At 59.9% G+C, this 17,720-nt stretch carries 17 protein-coding genes and 1 pseudogene; 4 read left to right on the forward strand and 14 right to left on the reverse strand.

Annotated features, from left to right (window positions below; genetic code table 11):
* Positions 1-8 precede the first annotated feature (8 nt).
* On the forward strand, positions 9-1,175 hold the full coding sequence (locus BLS87_RS10665; protein WP_074752447.1) for an AAA family ATPase: 1,167 nt from the start codon (positions 9-11) through the stop codon (positions 1,173-1,175).
* Between the two features lie 883 nt (positions 1,176-2,058).
* Here the strand turns inward: BLS87_RS10665 and BLS87_RS10670 are convergent.
* The 4 genes from BLS87_RS10670 to BLS87_RS10685 all read right to left on the reverse strand — a co-directional run bounded on the left by BLS87_RS10670 (position 2,059) and on the right by BLS87_RS10685 (position 6,013).
* Entirely contained in the window at positions 2,059-3,078 is a 1,020-nt protein-coding gene (locus BLS87_RS10670) for an ABC transporter substrate-binding protein (protein ID WP_074752448.1), read from the reverse strand.
* 88 nt (positions 3,079-3,166) lie between these two features.
* Positions 3,167-4,033, reverse strand: a complete 867-nt coding sequence (locus BLS87_RS10675) for an ABC transporter permease (RefSeq protein ID WP_074752449.1) — start codon at positions 4,031-4,033, stop codon at positions 3,167-3,169.
* 154 nt (positions 4,034-4,187) lie between these two features.
* A complete protein-coding gene (locus BLS87_RS10680; protein ID WP_074752450.1) occupies positions 4,188-5,069 on the reverse strand; it encodes an ABC transporter ATP-binding protein in 882 nt (293 codons plus the stop codon).
* A gap of 47 nt (positions 5,070-5,116) precedes the next feature.
* Positions 5,117-6,013 carry a TauD/TfdA dioxygenase family protein gene (locus tag BLS87_RS10685; protein WP_074752451.1) on the reverse strand — a complete coding sequence of 299 codons (897 nt, stop codon included), beginning with the start codon at positions 6,011-6,013 and terminating at the stop codon, positions 5,117-5,119.
* Positions 6,014-6,282: 269 nt separating this feature from the next.
* Here BLS87_RS10685 and BLS87_RS34145 point away from each other — a divergent pair, with 269 nt between their 5' ends.
* Positions 6,283-6,435, forward strand: coding sequence for a hypothetical protein (locus BLS87_RS34145; protein ID WP_167362048.1), 153 nt, complete (start codon positions 6,283-6,285; stop codon positions 6,433-6,435).
* 146 nt (positions 6,436-6,581) lie between these two features.
* On the opposite strand, the gene BLS87_RS10690 is transcribed toward BLS87_RS34145, so the two are convergent.
* From BLS87_RS10690 to BLS87_RS10705, 4 genes and pseudogenes are all read right to left on the reverse strand, one after another.
* Positions 6,582-7,364, reverse strand: a complete 783-nt coding sequence (locus tag BLS87_RS10690) for a MetQ/NlpA family ABC transporter substrate-binding protein (RefSeq protein ID WP_074752452.1) — start codon at positions 7,362-7,364, stop codon at positions 6,582-6,584.
* 355 nt (positions 7,365-7,719) lie between these two features.
* Positions 7,720-8,547 (reverse strand): annotated as a pseudogene (locus BLS87_RS10695) (sigma 54-interacting transcriptional regulator); the annotation flags it as partial.
* A 101-nt stretch (positions 8,548-8,648) separates the two neighbouring features.
* Positions 8,649-9,230: an alpha/beta hydrolase gene (locus BLS87_RS10700; protein WP_074752536.1), complete on the reverse strand. Its 582-nt coding sequence runs from the start codon at positions 9,228-9,230 to the stop codon at positions 8,649-8,651.
* 372 nt (positions 9,231-9,602) lie between these two features.
* Positions 9,603-10,679, reverse strand: coding sequence for a fatty acid desaturase (locus BLS87_RS10705; protein WP_074752453.1), 1,077 nt, complete (start codon positions 10,677-10,679; stop codon positions 9,603-9,605).
* A gap of 126 nt (positions 10,680-10,805) precedes the next feature.
* Here BLS87_RS10705 and BLS87_RS10710 point away from each other — a divergent pair, with 126 nt between their 5' ends.
* Positions 10,806-11,813, forward strand: a complete 1,008-nt coding sequence (locus BLS87_RS10710) for an AraC family transcriptional regulator (protein ID WP_074752454.1) — start codon at positions 10,806-10,808, stop codon at positions 11,811-11,813.
* Here the strand turns inward: BLS87_RS10710 and BLS87_RS10715 are convergent, their stop codons facing one another.
* Positions 11,814-12,524, reverse strand: coding sequence for a Crp/Fnr family transcriptional regulator (locus BLS87_RS10715; RefSeq protein WP_074752455.1), 711 nt, complete (start codon positions 12,522-12,524; stop codon positions 11,814-11,816).
* A 104-nt stretch (positions 12,525-12,628) separates the two neighbouring features.
* On the opposite strand from BLS87_RS10715, the gene BLS87_RS10720 reads away from it, so the two are divergent.
* Complete coding sequence (locus BLS87_RS10720; RefSeq protein WP_074752456.1) at positions 12,629-13,165, forward strand: Mpo1 family 2-hydroxy fatty acid dioxygenase; 537 nt, start codon at positions 12,629-12,631, stop codon at positions 13,163-13,165.
* A 185-nt stretch (positions 13,166-13,350) separates the two neighbouring features.
* Here BLS87_RS10720 and BLS87_RS10725 read toward each other — a convergent pair whose 3' ends face one another.
* From BLS87_RS10725 to oscA, 5 genes are all read right to left on the reverse strand, one after another.
* Positions 13,351-14,340 (reverse strand): sulfate/molybdate ABC transporter ATP-binding protein, encoded by a 990-nt coding sequence (locus BLS87_RS10725; RefSeq protein WP_074752457.1) that lies wholly within the window; start codon positions 14,338-14,340, stop codon positions 13,351-13,353.
* Between the two features lie 3 nt (positions 14,341-14,343).
* Positions 14,344-15,216, reverse strand: a complete 873-nt coding sequence (gene cysW / locus BLS87_RS10730) for a sulfate ABC transporter permease subunit CysW (RefSeq protein ID WP_074752458.1) — start codon at positions 15,214-15,216, stop codon at positions 14,344-14,346.
* Between the two features lie 12 nt (positions 15,217-15,228).
* A complete protein-coding gene (gene cysT, locus BLS87_RS10735; RefSeq protein WP_074752459.1) occupies positions 15,229-16,050 on the reverse strand; it encodes a sulfate ABC transporter permease subunit CysT in 822 nt (273 codons plus the stop codon).
* Positions 16,051-16,291: 241 nt separating this feature from the next.
* Complete coding sequence (locus tag BLS87_RS10740) at positions 16,292-17,302, reverse strand: sulfate ABC transporter substrate-binding protein (RefSeq protein ID WP_074752460.1); 1,011 nt, start codon at positions 17,300-17,302, stop codon at positions 16,292-16,294.
* Positions 17,303-17,462: 160 nt separating this feature from the next.
* Positions 17,463-17,645: a sulfur starvation response protein OscA gene (gene oscA / locus BLS87_RS10745; RefSeq protein WP_074752461.1), complete on the reverse strand. Its 183-nt coding sequence runs from the start codon at positions 17,643-17,645 to the stop codon at positions 17,463-17,465.
* Positions 17,646-17,720 lie beyond the last annotated feature (75 nt).

A 17,720-nucleotide genomic window follows, 5' to 3' on the forward strand; every position in this document is an offset into this window, starting at 1 on the left:
GAAGCTCGATGCTCACCACTTTGGCCGTCGCCAACTACCGCTCGATCAACACGCTGGTCGTACCCCTCGCACGCCTAAATCTGATCACCGGCCCCAACGGCAGCGGCAAATCCAATCTGTATCGGGCGCTGCGTTTGCTGGCGGAAACCGCTCAGGGTGGCGTCATCAGCGCGCTCGCCCGGGAAGGCGGGCTGAAATCCACCTTCTGGGCCGGCCCGGAGAGCATCAGCCGACGCATGCGCAATGGCGAGGTGGACATTCAAGGCGGTCCACGCAAAGAGGTCGTGCGACTACGTCTGGGTTTTGCAGCGGCGGACTTCAGCTATGCCATCTCACTGGGACTGCCGCCACCCCCAACGGCCAACACGGCATTCGGCCTTGATCCAGAGATCAAGCGCGAGTGCATCTGGGCGGGCTCGCTGTATCGCACGGCAAGCCTGCTGGTGGATCGTGCAGGTCCGATGATCCGCACGCGTGAAGGCCGCAATTGGGACGTCCTGGCGCAACACACTCCAACCTTCGACAGTCTGTTCGATCAAGTCGGCAACCTGCGCTCATCACCGGAAGTGCTGCAATTGCGCGAGAGCATTCGCGGCTGGCGATTTTATGATCACTTTCGCAGCGATGCCGACGCGCCGGCACGCAAGGCTCAGTTGGGCACTCGCACGCCGGTGCTGCATCACGACGGCCGGGATCTTGCGGCCGCGCTGCAAACGATTCGTGAGATTGGTGAACCCGAGGCGCTGGATGCCGCAATCAGCGACGCCTTCCCCGGCGCGCGGGTGCAAATCAACGCGCAGGCCGGCGGGCTGTTCGCACTGGAGTTTTATCAACAGGGATTGCTGCGGCCGTTATCCGCTGCGGAGTTATCGGACGGTACGCTGCGCTATCTGTTACTGATTGCCGCGCTGCTGACCCCGCGTCCGCCGACCATGATGGTACTCAACGAACCGGAAACCAGCCTGCACCCCGACCTACTGCCCGCACTGGCCAGACTGATCATGCGTGCATCACAACGTTGTCAGGTGTGGGTCGTGTCCCACGCCAGCCGCCTGATCGCCGCTCTGGAGCAAGACCCCGAGTGCAACTGCATCGTGCTGGAGAAGACGCTGGGACAGACGGGAATCGTCGGACAGGGAATGCTGAATGAACCGGCGTGGCATTGGCCGGATTGAGCCCGAATACAGGACCATGGTCATGTCGGAGCGCATCCCGCGTCGAACGCGGATTCGTACTCGCCGTCGTATGTACGTCGGACACCGCCCGATGACCTCCACCAGATTTACGCCGGATGAAAATCCCCTGTAGGAGCTGCCGGAGGTTACGACGGTGGCGAATGCGGTGGGTCACTCACCATTGATATCGCTGACCCCACGCATTCGTCCAAACGCCCCCCACACCAAACCGGCTCCTGCACACCATGGCCCAACTAAAAATCCGGGTGACAGCGCTGTAACTGTAGGAGCTGCCGGAGGTTACGACGGTGGCGAATGCGGTGGGTCACTCACCATTGATATCGCTGACCCCACGCATTCGTCCAAACGCCCCCCACACCAAGCCGGCTCCTGCACACCATGGCACAACCACAAATCCGGGTGACGGCGCTGCAACTGTAGGAGCTGCCGGAGGTTACGACGGTGGCGAATGCGGTGGGTCATTCAACATTGATATCGCTGACCCCACACACTCGTCCAAACGCCCCCCGCACCAAGCCGGCTCCTGCACACCATGGCACAACCACAAATCCGGGTGACGGCGCTGCAACTGTAGGAGCTGCCGGAGGTTACGACGGTGGCGAATGCGGTGGGTCATTCAACATTGATATCGCTGACCCCACACACTCGTCCAAACGCCCCCCGCACCAAGCCGGCTCCTGCACACCATGGCACAACCACAAATCCGGGTGACAGCGCTGTAACTGTAGGAGCTGCCGGAGGTTACGACGGTGGCGAATGCGGTGGGTCACTCAATATTGATATCGCTGACCCCACACATTCGTCCAAACGCCCCCCTGCACCAAACCGGCTCCACCATCACGTTTTGCATCAAGCCAATGGATCAGCTCCCCGCACCACCATGGGCTTCTTCAAAGAAGAAATCCTTCCAGCTGTCAGCCTTGTTCTTCAGCACGCCAATCTCATGCAGTTTCTCGGCGTAGATGAAGGTGCGTTGCGGCACGACGGTGAAGTCGATTTCAGGATCGGACACGATCTTTTCCACCAACGGCAGCGGCAACTTGGATTTCTCGACCTCGATGTACGTCTTCGCCGCTGCTGGTTTGTCGGCCTTGATGATCTTCTCGGCTTCGACCAGCGCGTCGTAGAAGGCTTTATAGGTCTTCGGGTTCTCGTCGTGGAATTTCTGCGTGGTGTAAAGCACGTTGAACGTGGCCTGACCGCCAAGCACGTCGTAAGAGCTCAGCACCTTGTGCACGTTCGGGTTTTCCAGCTCCTGATACTGGAACGGCGGGCTCGAGAAGTGCGCGCTGATTTCAGAACCGCCCGCGATCAGCGCCGAGGTGGCGTCCGGATGCGGCAGGCTGACGGAGATGTTGTCGAATTTCTTGTAGTTGTCGTTCCCGAACAGCTTGGCCGTTTCGATCTGTAAGGTCCGCGACTGGAAGCCCACGCCTGCCGCAGGAACGGCAATGCGATCTTTATCGGTGAAGTCGTTGATCGTCTTCACGTCCGGTTTGTTGCTGAGCAGGTAGTTAGGCATCGAGCCCAGCGAGGCGATGGCTTTGACGTTCTGCTTGCCCTTGGTGCGGTCCCAGATGGTCAGCATCGGCGGCACGCCAGCCGACACCACGTCCAGCGCCCCGGCCAGCAGCGCTTCGTTCATGGCAGTGGCGCCCGAAATGCTGTTCCAGTCGACCTTGATGTCGATGCCCTGCTCCTTGCCGTGCTTCTCGATCAGCTTCTGCTGTTGCACCACGTCGAGAATCAGATAACCGATCCCGAACTGTTGGGCGATGCTGATCTTGCCCTCGGCATGAGCGCCTGTGCTCAACAGCGCGCCGACCAGACCGACCGTGGCTGCCAGTGCGGTCAGCACCGGGTATTTGGATGAAGTCCCCATAGAATCCTCACAATAAACGCGAAAAGTGTTGGAAAGCTTCATGTCCGGCGGTCCGGTCCACTCAGCGAAATATTGTTCTGATGAGCGATCAGCGCTGCATGCCCCACCGTTTTACGGTCAGGCGCTCGACATTGCTGAACAGCAGGTTTTCCACCAGCAGACCGATGATGATCACCGCTGCCAGGCCCGCGAACACCTTGTCGGTGTACAACTCATTGCGGTTCTGGAAGATGTACCACCCAAGCCCGCCTTTGCCCGACGATGCGCCGAAGACCAGCTCGGCGGCGATCAGGGTGCGCCAGGCAAACGCCCAGCCGATTTTCAGGCCCGCCAGAATCGACGGCAGTGCCGCCGGAATCAGGATGTACCAGACAAAGCGCAAGCCCTTGAGGCCGTAGTTGCGACCGGCCATGCGCTGGGTTTCCGAGACACCGAGAAATCCGGCGTAGGTGTTCAGCGCCAAGGCCCACAACACCGAATGCACCAGCACGAAGATCAGGCTGTTCTCGCCCAGGCCAAACCACAGCAGCGACAACGGCAACAGCGCAATGGCCGGCAGCGGGTTGAACATCGCGGTCAGCGTCCCGAGCAGGTCGCGGCCCAATTGCGTGGACACCGCCAGGGTGGTCAGACCGAAGGCCAGAACGATGCCGATCAGGTAGCCCTTGACCAGCACGGTCAGGGAAATCCAGACCTTGGCCAGCAGCTCGCCTGAGACGACGCCGTCGGCAAAAGCCTGGGCGGTTTGCAGGAAGCTGGGCAGCAGCAAGTCGTTGCCCTGAATGCGCGCGGCAATTTCCCAGATCACCGCCAGGGCGATCAGAATCACGCTCTTTCGCACCCAGCTCAGTTGCCAGATGCGTTGTGCCAGAGGAATGTCGCGGGCCAGGTCTTCCTGAGTGAAAGGCTCCAGCGCGACTTCGTACTCCTCGCGGATTGGGGGTGAAAGGCTCATGGTGTTTTCTCTTGATTAGGTCGCTCGGCAGACCACTCTCCTGTGGGAGCGAGCTTGCTCGCGAAGAGGCCCGTACAGACAACAGGAAGTGCGGCGTCTGGCAGTACGTCTTCGCGAGCGAGCTCGCTCCCACACGTGATCGGCGTTCTGCGGATCAATACGCGATACGAATATCCTGAAACCGCAGGTCCTGCTCGACCGCAGGCACGTCACCCTCGTCGAACAACAGGTTGTGGATGCGTTGTGCCGAGCGCTGGAAATCCACGCCGCCCAGGCTTTTCAGGTCGTACTGATGGCTGTTGATCTCGGCGCGGACACGCCCCGGATGCGGCGACAGCAGCAAAATCCGGTTGCCCACCACCAGCGCCTCTTCGATGGAGTGGGTGACGAACAGCAGCGTGAAGCGCACCTCTTCCCACAGCTCCAGCAACTCTTCCTGCATCTTGCGACGGGTGAGTGCGTCGAGGGCCGCGAACGGCTCGTCCATCAGCAGGATTTTCGGCTGCATCGCCAAGGCGCGGGCAATCGCGACACGGGCTTTCATACCGCCCGACAACGTGTGCGGATAGGCGTTGGCGAAGGCACTCAAACCCACCTTTTCCAGGTAATGCCGCGCGCGCTCTTCGGCTTCACGGCGCTTGAGCGTGCGTGAGGCCAGCAGCGGAAACATGACGTTCTCGATCACCGTCTTCCACGGCGGAAGCTGGTCGAACTCCTGAAACACCACGATGCGGTCCGGACCCGGTTCCTTGACCTGCTGACCGGCCAGACGAATCTGCCCTTCGCTGGGCTGAATAAAACCGGCAACCGCCTTGAGCAAGGTCGACTTGCCGCACCCCGAAGGACCGAGCAACACGAAACGATCGGCAGGATCGATTTCGAAACTGACTTGATGAGTGGCCCGCACTACGCGTTCCGGCGTGCGGTATTCAAGGCTTACGCCCTGGACTTGCAACAGCGCTTCAGCGGTAGGCTGATTGGCCTGTTGCGCATTCAAGCGATCGCTAGCCGTGTGGCTTTGCAGAACAGCGTTCATGGAACGGGGCTCCTGAATAAGGGCTGCCGGAATCGAGGCGGCGTGAATCAGAACGGCGCATCGCCCTGGATGGTGGTGCGATGCAGTCGGCGGCGCAGGTGATCGGGTGTACCGCCGGCCAGGTGAATCAGCGAACGGTTGTCCCAGAACACCATGTCGTTTTCCTGCCACGTGTGGCGGTAGACGCCTTCGGGACGAACGCTGTGCGCGTAGAGCTCGTTAAGGATCTGCTGACTCTCGTCCTCGGGCAGACCGACGATGTGGGTGGTGAAACCTTCGCTGACGAACAGCGCCTTGCGCCCGTTTTCCGGGTGGGTCCGCACAATCGGGTGGCTGACGACGGCCACTTGCGCCAGCTGCTCGGCGCTGAGCGTCGGACGCCAGTTTTCGGCGTTACGGCCATCGCGATAACGGGAGGTGTAACTGTGGACCGCGCTACGCCCTTCGACCGCTTTACGCAGGTGCTCAGGCAAGGTGTCCCACGCCAGGTGCATGTCGGCGAACAGCGTGTCGCCGCCTTCGCTTGGCAGCTCCTGGGCATAAAGCATCGAACCGAGGCTTGGCAGCTCCTTGTAGGACAGATCCGAGTGCCAGTATTTTCCGGCATCACCCAAACCCACCGGCTCACCGTTCTCGACGATGTTGGAGACGATCAGGATTTCCGGGTGGTTGGCGAGCAGGAACTGCTTGAGGACGTGAATCTGCAGCACGCCGAAACGGCGACTGAAATCGATCTGTTGCTGCGGGGTGATCTGCTGATCGCGGAACACCACGACGTGGTAATCCAGGTGCGCACGGTGCACGCGGGCAAAGTCGGCGTCATTCAGCGGGCGGGACAGGTCCAGGCCGATGATTTCCGCGCCCACCTTTTCGGCGAATGGACGCACATCGAACTGTTGATCCGGCGCTTGGGCGGTCAAGGAAGCTTGGGAGGCTGCTGGCATGAGAACTCCGACTCCAGAAAAGGCATAGGGCTTAGGTGTCGGAACTTTATAGCTATAAGAAAAGAAATTTAAATATCGTTAGAGCATATGGATAGCGCTGAAAGAACTAGGGCCAGCTCAATGCCACTATCCGTAACCGGACCGATACCAAATTCTTATCATTGGGCGAGAACCCGAAGTGCATGCTTGCTGTCTATTCCGCATCTCGCAGCAAGGCACTGCCTGCGAACGAACCGATGTCAGGGATGAGAAGAAAGAGAGGATTGGCCATGCCAGTACGCGGCAACGATAACGACCATTCGCATGAAAAAGCGCATGAAGACAACGTGAAACTGCTCATCGCTCTGCGCCGCGCCCTGGGCACCCATGCAAAAACGCCGACGCAGGTACAAGCCGTCGGCGGGAGAAACGTGGGTCGCTGATCCCGGACGCTGCAATAACTGTGGGAGCGAATTTATTCGCGAGAGGTTAGTCAGGCCGGTACATTCCGATGGCCCTGCCCACTTTTCGCGAATGAATTCGCTCCCACAGGTTACTCGTCAATCCTGGATCACATCGATCCCTTCAATCAGAACGCTGGCAATACCGCGCCGTCATACTTCTTGTTGATGAAGTCTTTGACTTGCTGGCTGGTCAGCGCCTTCGACAGCTTCTCGATCGCGTCGGTGTGAGCGTTGTCGGTACGGGTCACCAGGTAGTTCACGTACGGCGAGTCCGAACCTTCCAGAATCAGAGCGTCCTTTTTCGGGCTCAGCTTGGCTTCCAGCGCGTAGTTGGTGTTGATCATGTCCAGATCGACCTGATCCAGAACGCGCGGCAGTACTGCCGATTCCAGCTCGCGGAATTTGAATTTCTTGGGGTTGGTGGCGATGTCTTTCGGGGTCGCCAGCGCATCGGTCGGGTTCTTCAGGGTGATCAGACCGGCTTTCTGCAACAGCAACAGCGCACGACCGGCGTTGCTGCCTTCGTTAGGAATGGCAATGGTTGCGCCTTCTGGCAGCTCAGCCAGCGACTTGTACTTCTTCGAGTAACCGCCGAACGGTTCGACGTGTACGCCAACGCCAGTCACCAGCGTTGCGCCTTTACCCTTGTTGAAGCCATCCAGATACGGCTTGGTCTGGAAGTAGTTGGCGTCCAGACGTTTCTCGTTCAATTGAACGTTGGGCTGCACGTAGTCGGTGAAGACTTTGATTTCCAGGTCCACGCCTTCTTTGGCCAGCTCAGGCTTGATCAGCTCGAGGATCTCAGCGTGCGGGACCGGAGTGGCACCGACTACGAGTTTCTCGCCGGCGTGCGCCGCGCCAATGGAGAGGGCAGCCGCCAGTGCGGTGAACAACAACGTCTTTTTCATGCGATTTCCTTAGGAAAAATCCGGTCGCCTTGTGGGCAACTCTGTCTCGATAGTGCCGCGGGTACGACCCTTGGCAGGGTGGCGGCTGGAGCGGACATTACCGAGATTTTTTATTCCGAGACAATACTTTTTCGTCGGATGTTTATGCTTTTTGGTTCTCAGAAAGCATTTTGCCAGCAGATGTCCTTGTAACAGGTGTCTAGATTGCGGCTTTCACCCCCGGTACAAGCCTTTGTAGGCGCGCGCTTGCCCGCGATTGCGGTATGGCAGTGACATTTATATGGCTGAAATACGGCAATCGTCTGGATGCGGCCCACAACAAGCGCGCGCCTACAAAAGCGGCTCAGCGTTTTCCTGGCAAATTCAGGTGTTCAGGAAGGATTTCCGCCCCGCTGCTCACCAGCAAGGCGAAGTGAATAACGTTCTCCAGCTCTCGCGTGTTGCCGGGCCAGTAGTGCGCTTCCAGCACCTGCTGCGCCGCCTCGCTGATCAGCGGCATGTCGAAGTCCAGACGCTGGCTGTAGATCCCAAGAAAATACTCCGCCAACGGCAAGATGTTGCCCGGTTGCTCACGCAGTGACGGCAAGTCCAGTCGCCCCTCGCTGAGGTAGCGATACAGCCTTTCGTGAAACTTACCGGCGGCCACGGCCAGGCTGAGGTCGATGCTGGTCGCGGCCACGAGTCTCACGTCTACGGGAGTTGGCTGCTGCGCCCCTACCCGCGTGACTTCATGGTTTTCCAGCGCAGACAGCAATTTGATCTGGATCGACAGCGCAAGGTCGGCGATTTCGTCCAGATACAGCGTCCCGCCCGTCGCGGAACCGAACCAGCCGGCTCGGCTGCTGACCGACCCACTGTGAGCGCCCGCGGCGTAACCAAAGAGCTCCGCATCGGCATAGGTCGGACTGACGGCCCCGCAGTTCACGGACACAAACAAACCCGAGCGGTCGCTGCCTCGGTGGATGTGCCGCGCCAACAATTCCTTGCCCGTGCCCGGCTCGCCCCGAATCAACACCGGCAAATCCAGTGGCGCCAATTGCTCCATTTCTTCGCGCAAACGACGAGAGCGAGGATCGATGAAGACCAACGCCTTGGCGCGAATACTCAAGGGGCTTTTTTCAGCGTCGGGGAAGGTCAGCAGCGGCTGAGTCGGTGTTTGATTCAAAGGAGTGGAATGGCTCATGGCAGTCTCCCGCCCAAGGCTTCCATCGACCTGAGCGTTAAAAAAAAGGCCGCAGCGCCTGTGCGTTCGCTGCGGCCAAAAAAGCGGTGATGAACAGGTGTTCAGGCACGACGCCGGGCCGATTGCTCGATACGACCTTGCAAGCGGTACAGGTAAGCAAAACCCTGCTCCCAGCGTTGGTGGCCGGACTTGACGTTGATGTGCCCGGCACCGCTGAGAATGCCGATTTCGGCGCCCCAGTTACGGGCCATCTCCATGGCACGCAAGGCGCTGACGGCGGAGTCATTGTCGGAGCTGACCACTTGGCTCGGGAACGGCAACAGGTGCTCGGGCACCGGCGCAAAGTTGCGAAGGGCAGGCGGGCAGTTCGCACGCTCGACATCGGCAGGCGCCACCAGCAACGCCCCGCGCACCTGACGCAGGGTGTCCAGCGGAGCTAGCTGCGCCCAATGCGCGACGGTCACGCAGCCCAGACTGTGGGCGATCAGAATCACCGGGGAGCTGTCGGCCGCGATCACTCGTTGCAACTCGCCAACCCAGTCTTCACGGCGGGGTTTAAGCCAGTCAGCCTGTTCCACGCGCACGCTGTTGGGCAGGCTTTTCTGCCAGTGCGTTTGCCAATGGTCGTCGGCAGATCCTTGCCAGCCTGGCACGATCAGGTAACGGATCGATTCGTTATGCATGGCCTTCGCCTCCTGCATTTTTGCGTTCATGGCGGCGAGTATAGGGACGGGACATATATTAGCAAAAAGAATAAGAAGATATTTATTAATAACCGAAAATCATATGCCGCACGCTCAGGCGAGAGCTCTGCAAAAAAAGAGGGCCACCCCCTGCCTTAAGGAGTAGCCCTGAGAAATCACGCTGTCTGCCCCCAGCTCGCCGGGGATGAGTGGAGAATACGGTTGGGTTGTTACAGAAATTTTTATGGTGGAAAACTTTTCGCAGCCGAGCACCTCGCCCTGTGGGAGCGAATTCATTCGCGAGACGCCGGTGCATCCGATAAACGTCTATCGACCGTCACACCTTTCGCGAATGAATTCGCTCCTACAGGTTCAACCGCGTACGGGCTTGAGTGCGTTTTTTCCTTCTGCTGCATGGAGCGTCGCAAACCGGTTCGCCCGGCCGAACGTTCCGAAGTCATTGAACCGCACACCCATTTCGGCCATCACCTTGTGCGCCACGGGCGCCGTCATCTGGCGGATATAGAACGGCTCCTTCACCACGAAGTGATGAATGCCGTGGGTACTGCCGAAGTTGAAGCAGAACGCCTGAAGCGGCCACAGCCACCAAGGGTTGAGCACTTGGGTCTGCTGCATGACGTTGCCGGACTCGACATCGCCGTAGTAATGCATGTTCGAACTGACGAAATGCAGACAGAAGGTCCTCAGCACGTTGGGCCCGACGATCACGACCACCGCGATGTCGATCACCTGCATGACCGCGAGGGTGTTGGCCGACCAGTCGACGGACGTACCCATCAGGCTGGCGATCCCGTTGGCCGCGTGAAACCCGAGAAACACATACCACGCGCCCCAATTGAGCAACGCCAGCGGTGCGTACACCCGCAACGTGCGTTTCAGAATGCTGAACTTATGCGCCCAGGTTTTCGCCCGCAGCATTCGAATCAGCGACGACATCACGTTATCGCCCACCATCAGCAGCCGCGCGATGCCCCAAGGCTCGCCGTTGGTGATGGCGCGCTCCTCCATGTCGGCCTCGGTACCGGACACTTTGTGGTGATTGAGGTGCAAATGCCGACGAATCCAGGGATTGATGGTGCTCGGCCGCGCCATCCACACCAGCGCCAGCATCAGGTTGTGCGGCACACGCTGTTTGCGGAAATACATGCTGTGGATCAGGTCGTGCTCAAGCTCGTGGGTCAGCGAGGCGAAGAATGCGTTGAGCAGCAGGCACACCCACCAGGCCATGTAGCCGCCGAGATAGAGCGCTGCGCTGCCGAGCATGCCCGCCAGTGCAAAGACCAGGATGCCGGCTCCGATTGCGTCTTGATGGGCAAGGATCGGGTAGCGCTCGCGCAGGGCGTTGCCATGCGCCATCACCACCGCGCGAATATGCGCTGATCGCTGCTGCGCATTCAGTCCGGCAGCACTTGCAGAAGTGTTGTGCATGCTTCCATTCTCCGGTTTTATTATTGAAATATGTTTCAACGTGAAACCACTGCTTCACTGTGCCGTACGCGCCGTGAAGCCGCCCGGCCGTGAACGCCAACCTGTTGACCGGAAGCGCCAATCTGTATGCCTGAGCCGAGTATTCTCGCCAGCTGGACCCGCGCCCTGCGCAAGCAACTCGACGCCCTCGGCCTCGACAGTCTCGCGTTGAGTCAGGCTGCGGGCCTCGATCCGCAATTGATGGACGATCCGAATGCGCGCTACCCGGTCACCGTCACCACGCGTTTGTGGCAACTGGCGGTGCAGGCCAGTGGCGACCCGGCCTTGGGCTTGCGGGTGTCGCGCTTCGTCAGTCCGACGACCTTTCACGCACTCGGCTACGCGCTGGTGGCCAGCGGCTCGCTTCGAGAAGTGTTCGAGCGCATCGTGCGTTATCACCCGGTGGTGAGCGACGCGCTGGACCTGAGCTTTGAACGCGTAGGCGACCGTTATAAATTTCGCTTCCGCGTGCCGGAAGGCGGACCGATGCCGGCAAATGAGGCCATGGACGCCTTTGCAGCGATCTACGTGCGCACCTGTCGAAACCGATTGGGGCGTCATTACGCACCGCTCGCCGTGCATCTGGTGCGGCCAGAACCGGCAGACCCGAAACCCTGGCATGACGTGTTTCGCGCGCCACTGTTTTTCGGCGCACCGGAAAACCTGCTGGAGTTCGCCTGCGCCGATTTCGACAGCCACTTGGACGACGCCAACCCTGAACTGGCTGAGCACAACGAAGCCGTGCTCGACCGCGCCCTCGAAAAACTCAACCCACTGACGTGGGAACGCAAGGTGCGCGGCGCTATCGAGACACAACTCCCGGAAGGCGAGCCGTCGGCGGAACGCATCGCCCAGCACCTTCATCTGAGCCTGCGCAGCCTGCAGCGACACCTTGCGGACGAAGGCTGCAGCTACGACCTGCTGCTCAATCAGTGCCGACAGAATCTGGCGCTGCAGCACATGCGCGATCCCGGCAGCTCACTGGGCGAAATCGCCTACCTGCTGGGGTTTGCCGATACCAGCAGTTTCAGTCGGGCGTTCAAGCGTTGGACCGGCATGACGCCCAGTCAGTACCGCGACAGCATGATTCGCTGATCAGGCGAGCAAGGGTGTGAGACGGTGCAACGCCGCCTTGCGCAGCCGGTCGGTATCGAGGATGCAGATGGAGTCGTGATCCCGCCGCAGAATGCCGCGCTCGGCAAACTGCGCAATCACCCGGTCGACCACCTCAGGCGCCAGCCCCAACCGACGCCTGGACAGCACGTCGCGAATCGAGACGACGCGCACGGATCGATTCATGTCGCCGTACCCTTCGGTGAGCAGCAGCAGGCGGAACGCGACGCGCTCGTCGGTCGGCATCAGCGTCACCTCATCGGGATGCGGCACCGTCAGCCCCAACTTGCGCCCCAGCAAGTGGGTGAACCCGCGCCAGTGATGCGGATGGGCCTGCAGCAACGCCTCAAGCGGAGCCTGAGGGATGTGCAACAGGATGATCTGGTCTTCGGCGTAGGCATCGTGCTGACGGGGCAGGTCGTCGAACAGCGACACCTCGCCGAACCAGTAAGGCCGTACCGGCATTGGCTGAGGTCGCCATTGTTGTTGGCTATCAGGGTCGTTGAAGCGGATTGAGCCGTCGAGCAACGCGTACAACCCGCAGGCCGGGGCGCCGGATTCGAAAACCCGCTTGCCGGGCGTCACGCGCCGCTGCCGCATGACGGTCAGCAGGCTATCCTGCAAGGAGCCGGGCAACCCGCTGAACCATTTGTCGTTGTCTAACCATGAGCGCCATTGGGTTCCATTCGTCATGTGAATCTCCTTTTTCTCACTGGCGTTTTATTGCAGGCTGAGCCTTCAGGTGGCCCGGCCGGAAAAATCAGCGGCATGATCCACGCATCAAGGGAGGAATAACAATGAAAAACCTCGTCGATCACCTCAGCCAGTACGCGGCGTACCACCGTGATACGCGAAATATCCTCACCCACTTCGTCGGCGTCCCGCTGATTGTTCTGGCGGTGACCGTGCTGTTGTCACGGCCCGGCTGGAGCAGCTGGTCGCTGGGCGAGCTGTGGCTATCACCCGCCTTGTTGGCCACCGTGGCGGCCACGTTGTTCTACCTGCGGCTGGACAGACCGTTTGGCGTTGCCATGGGCGTCGTGCTGGCGCTGTTTCTGTGGATTGGCGCGCACCTGGCGCAACAGAGCACGCTGGTCTGGCTCAGCTCCGGCGTCGGTCTGTTCGTGGTCGGCTGGGTGATCCAGTTCGTGGGACATTATTACGAAGGTCGCAAACCCGCGTTCGTCGACGACGTCACAGGCCTGATCATCGGCCCGCTGTTCGTGGTGGCCGAAGCCGCCTTTCTGATGGGGATGCGCAAGAAGTTGCAGAACAACATCGAAGGCAAGGTGGGGCGCACTCACAAACGGAATTTGAAGAAGGCTGCGGTTTAAGCGCGAGCCAATCAACTGTAGGAGCGTGGCTTGTCTCTGGGCCGCATCCGGACGATCTGGCGCGAAGCGGCAGTAAAAATGGTTGAATGCGGTGTGTCAGTCACATCGCATTCGTAACGTTGCTGCCGGTACCCGGCAGATCGCGGGACAAGCCACGCTCCTACAGGGTTCCGCCTGATCCTGTATCAGATACTCTCCACCTTCTGCCAGACCTTCGGCTTGAAGAACAACGTCTCCCCGCGGGCCAGTCCGATCAGGCTGTCGTGGTCCTTCACCACTTCCGCTTCGATCAGGTCCGGTTGCCCTTCGACCTTCAGCGTCACGCGTGTTGTCGCACCCAAAGGCCGAATGTCGCGCACTTCGGCCGCGTGATGCCCTTCCACTTCATGACGCGACAACGACACCTCGTGCGGGCGGAACAGCACGTGGTTGTCTTCGCCCAGGTGCAGACGGTTGGAGTCACCCAAAAAGTGATAGACGAAATCGCTGGCCGGGTTCTCGTAGACCTCGCCCGGCGAGCCGATCTGCTCGATCACGCCCTTGTTCATCACCACGATCCGGTCGGCGACTTCCATGGCCTCTTCCTGATCGTGGGTCACGAACACCGACGTCAGGTTGATGTCTTCGTGAAGACGCGCCAGCCAGCGGCGCAGTTCTTTACGCACCTTGGCGTCCAGCGCACCGAACGGCTCATCCAGCAGCAATACCTTTGGCTCCACGGCCAGTGCGCGTGCCAGCGCAATACGTTGACGCTGACCGCCGGACAGCTGCTCCGGATAGCGATCCGACAACCAGTCCAGCTGCACCATGTTGAGCAGCTCATGGACCTTGGCGGCGATCTGGCTTTCGGTCGGGCGCTGGTTTTTCGGCTTCATCCGCAGGCCGAACGCGACGTTGTCGAACACCGTCATGTGGCGGAACAACGCGTAGTGCTGGAACACGAAACCAACATTGCGATCACGGACATCGTGACCGGATACGTCTTCGCCGTGGAAGACGATGCTGCCCTGATCCGGCGTTTCCAGCCCGGCAATAATGCGCAACAGCGTGGTCTTGCCACAGCCGGACGGACCCAGCAACGCCACCAGCTCGCCACTCTGGATATCCAGATTGATGCTGTTGAGGGCCTTGAAGGCGTTGAAGTTCTTGCTGACGTTACGGACTTCGATCGACATGAATTATTCCTCCGCCGCGCTTTGGCGCAGACGGCTAATGCGCGCTTCGCTCCACTGCTTGAGCAGCAGGATGAACAACGCAAGGATCAGTAACAGGCTCGCCACGGCAAATGCAGCCACGTGGTTGTACTCGTTGTAGAGAATCTCGACATGCAGCGGCAGGGTGTTGGTCACGCCGCGAATGTGGCCGGACACGACCGACACCGCGCCGAACTCGCCCATCGCCCGCGCGGTACACAGCACCACGCCGTAGATCAGGCCCCATTTGATGTTGGGCACGGTCACGTGCCAGAACATCTGCCAACCGTTGGCACCCAACAGCCGTGCCGCCTCTTCTTCCTGCGTGCCTTGCTCCTGCATCAGCGGGATTAGCTCGCGCGCCACGAACGGCACGGTCACGAAGATGGTGGCCAGCACAATGCCTGGCAAGGCAAAGACGATTTGAATGTCGTGATCCTGCAGCCAGGGGCCGAAGATACCCCGGGCGCCGAACATCAGGATGTAGACCAGACCGGCGATGACCGGCGAAACCGAGAACGGCAAATCGATCAGCGTGACCAGAATCGCTTTGCCGCGAAACGAGTACTTGCTCACGCACCAAGCGGCCGCGACACCGAATACCACGTTCAGCGGCACGGAAATCAACACGGCATAGACCGTGAGCTTGAGCGCCGAGAGCGCATCCGGCTCAAGAATCGCCGTGAAAAATCCGCCCAGACCGTTTTTCAGGCCCTGACTGACGACCACGAACAGCGGCAACAACAAAAACAACGCAAAGACCAGCCAGGCAAGGCCAATCAGAATGCGCCGCGACACCGCGCTGCCACGACGGGCAGCATTGGCGGAGGAAGCGGCAATAAGCGATGGACCGGACATACGTGCGCCTCCTCAGTTAGGGGTTTCGATGCGTCGCTGCAGCAGGTTGATCAGCAGCAACAGAATGAAGGACACCACCAGCATCAGCACACCGATGGACGTTGCGCCGGCGTAGTCGTATTGATCGAGCTTGACCATGATCAGCAGCGGCAGGATTTCGGTCTTCATCGGCATGTTGCCCGCGATGAAAATCACCGAGCCGTACTCGCCCACACCTCGCGCGAACGCCAGCGCAAAGCCGGTCAGCCAGGCAGGCAGCAACGCCGGCACGAGAATGTAGCGGAACACCTGGATCGGGCGCGCGCCCAGACAGGCTGCGGCCTCCTCGACTTCACGGGGAATATCGGCCAGCACCGGTTGCACCGTGCGCACCACGAAGGGCAGCGTGACGAAGGTCAGGGCCAGGGTAATGCCGAGCGGGGTGTAGGCGATCTTGAAGCCCAGATCGGCGGCAAACTGGCCCACCAGACCGGTCGGGGTGTACAGCGCGGTCAGCGCAATACCGGCAACCGCGGTAGGCAGTGCAAACGGCAGGTCGATCATCGCGTCGATGATCTTGCGCCCCGGGAAGGTGTAGCGAACCAGCACCCAGGCGAGCAGCGTACCGATGATGCCGTTGATGATTGCGGCATAGAACGCGGTGCCGAAGCTCAACTTGAGGGCGGCCAGCACGCGCGGTGCGGTCACGATGTTCCAGAATTGGGCGGCGCTCAGTTGAGAGGCATGAATGAACATGGCCGCCAGCGGTATCAGCACAATCAAGCTGAGATACACCAAGGTGTAGCCCAGCGTCAGCCCGAAGCCGGGTATGACGGGGGATATGCGTCGAGACATAAGTGTCCTTGGTTAACACACGTTACCCGGAACGGGTCCGGGTCGTTTGATTCCGATGTAGGCGCGCGGCGGAAAATCTATCAGAAAACTCATTGTCCGCTACGGCATCTCCTGTAGGAGTGAGCTTGGTCTGGGCCACATCCGGAAGATAGCAGCGAGTCAGTCACCCAGGCCGCGTCGCAGAGGACGCCTTCGCCAGCAAGCCGGCTCCTACAAGAGCGCTACGTCCAGCCCGCCCCTCTTACTGCGGGATGTAGATCTGGTCGAAAATCCCGCCATCGTCGAAGAATTTCGGTTGAGCCGATTTCCAGCCGCCGAAGTCCTTGTCTATGGTCAGCAGGTTCAGTTTAGGGAACTGCTTCTCGTACTTGGCGGCCACTTCCTTGTCACGTGGACGGTAGAAGTTCTTCGCCGCGATTTCCTGACCTTCCTTGCTGTACAGGTGCTTGAGGTACTCGGTCGCGATTTCGGTGGTGCCATGCTTCTCGGCATTCTTCTCGACGACGGCGACCGGAGGCTCGGCCAGAATCGACAGCGAAGGCACGACGATGTCGAACTTGTCCGCACCGCCGTCTTCTTTCAGCGCCAGGAATGCTTCGTTTTCCCACGCCAGCAGCACGTCGCCCTGACCGTTGTTGACGAAGGTAATGGTCGAACCGCGCGCGCCGGTGTCCAGCACAGGCACATGCTTGAACAGTTTTCCGATGTATTCCTTGGCCTTGGCTTCATCGCCACCGCCGGATTTCAGGCCATAGCCGTAGGCCGCCAGGAAGTTCCAACGTGCACCGCCCGAGGTTTTAGGGTTCGGTGTGATGACCGACACGCCATCCTTGATCAGGTCGCCCCAGTCGTGAATGCCCTTAGGGTTGCCCTTGCGCACCAGGAACACGATGGTCGAGGTGTACGGCGTGCTGGCGTCCGGCAGCTTGGTCTGCCAGTCAGCCGGAAGGGTCTTGCCCAGCTTGGCGATCTCATCGATGTCACCGGCCAAAGCCAGCGTTACCACGTCAGCAGGCGAGCCATCGATGACCGAACGGCCTTGCTTGCCCGAGCCACCGTGAGACTGGTTGATCTTGACGGTGTCGTCCGGGTGGGATTTTTTCCAGAAGTTGATGAATTCGGCGTTGTAGTCCTGATACAGCTCGCGGGTCGGGTCATAGGACACGTTCAGCAGCGTGAAATCCTTGGCAACGGCGGAACCGGCAAACACGGCACTGGCGAGAGCGGCCAGCGCGTAACGGCGAATGGACATGAATCAAGCCCCTGGAAATTGTGTGTTGTTGGCTTTTTCTAGTTTTAAGTGCTTGGTGTTCTTCTGTAGGAGCGCGCTTGCCCGCGATGCGATTGTCCGGCCCCTGGATTCGTGGCGTCTGGACGGGCTTTTCGCGGGCAAGCGCGCTCCTACAGGTGCATCAGCTGGGTTTGTTACCCGGGTTCTGCAGACGGAATTTTTCCTTGCGCTCGATCTGGACCACTTGTGCGTTGTGCACGGTGATTTCAACCGCGCCAAAACGCAGGTCACGTAGCGCGCTCTGAATTTCTCGCAGAATGCTTGCTTCGTCCTGGCCGTCAACGCTACGTAGAGATGCGCTCATGATCGTGCTCCTTGATGGGTTGCCCGCAGCGGCGTGGGGAAGGCGGCTGCTTGTGGCGTGGGAGCGATAGTAGAA

Source organism: Pseudomonas abietaniphila (genome assembly GCF_900100795.1).
GTDB lineage: Bacteria > Pseudomonadota > Gammaproteobacteria > Pseudomonadales > Pseudomonadaceae > Aquipseudomonas > Aquipseudomonas abietaniphila.

Excerpts from the sequence above, each read along its gene's own strand:
- BLS87_RS10665 (WP_074752447.1), top strand. The coding sequence starts at position 9 with ATGCTCACCACTTTGGCCGTCGCCAACTACCGCTCGATCAACACGCTG.
- BLS87_RS10670 (WP_074752448.1), bottom strand. The coding sequence starts at position 3,078 with ATGGGGACTTCATCCAAATACCCGGTGCTGACCGCACTGGCAGCCACG.
- BLS87_RS10675 (WP_074752449.1), bottom strand. The coding sequence starts at position 4,033 with ATGAGCCTTTCACCCCCAATCCGCGAGGAGTACGAAGTCGCGCTGGAG.
- BLS87_RS10680 (WP_074752450.1), bottom strand. The coding sequence starts at position 5,069 with ATGAACGCTGTTCTGCAAAGCCACACGGCTAGCGATCGCTTGAATGCG.
- BLS87_RS10685 (WP_074752451.1), bottom strand. The coding sequence starts at position 6,013 with ATGCCAGCAGCCTCCCAAGCTTCCTTGACCGCCCAAGCGCCGGATCAA.
- BLS87_RS34145 (WP_167362048.1), top strand. The coding sequence starts at position 6,283 with ATGCCAGTACGCGGCAACGATAACGACCATTCGCATGAAAAAGCGCAT.
- BLS87_RS10690 (WP_074752452.1), bottom strand. The coding sequence starts at position 7,364 with ATGAAAAAGACGTTGTTGTTCACCGCACTGGCGGCTGCCCTCTCCATT.
- BLS87_RS10700 (WP_074752536.1), bottom strand. The coding sequence starts at position 9,230 with ATGCATAACGAATCGATCCGTTACCTGATCGTGCCAGGCTGGCAAGGA.
- BLS87_RS10705 (WP_074752453.1), bottom strand. The coding sequence starts at position 10,679 with ATGCACAACACTTCTGCAAGTGCTGCCGGACTGAATGCGCAGCAGCGA.
- BLS87_RS10710 (WP_074752454.1), top strand. The coding sequence starts at position 10,806 with ATGCCTGAGCCGAGTATTCTCGCCAGCTGGACCCGCGCCCTGCGCAAG.
- BLS87_RS10715 (WP_074752455.1), bottom strand. The coding sequence starts at position 12,524 with ATGACGAATGGAACCCAATGGCGCTCATGGTTAGACAACGACAAATGG.
- BLS87_RS10720 (WP_074752456.1), top strand. The coding sequence starts at position 12,629 with ATGAAAAACCTCGTCGATCACCTCAGCCAGTACGCGGCGTACCACCGT.
- BLS87_RS10725 (WP_074752457.1), bottom strand. The coding sequence starts at position 14,340 with ATGTCGATCGAAGTCCGTAACGTCAGCAAGAACTTCAACGCCTTCAAG.
- cysW (WP_074752458.1), bottom strand. The coding sequence starts at position 15,216 with ATGTCCGGTCCATCGCTTATTGCCGCTTCCTCCGCCAATGCTGCCCGT.
- cysT (WP_074752459.1), bottom strand. The coding sequence starts at position 16,050 with ATGTCTCGACGCATATCCCCCGTCATACCCGGCTTCGGGCTGACGCTG.
- BLS87_RS10740 (WP_074752460.1), bottom strand. The coding sequence starts at position 17,302 with ATGTCCATTCGCCGTTACGCGCTGGCCGCTCTCGCCAGTGCCGTGTTT.
- oscA (WP_074752461.1), bottom strand. The coding sequence starts at position 17,645 with ATGAGCGCATCTCTACGTAGCGTTGACGGCCAGGACGAAGCAAGCATT.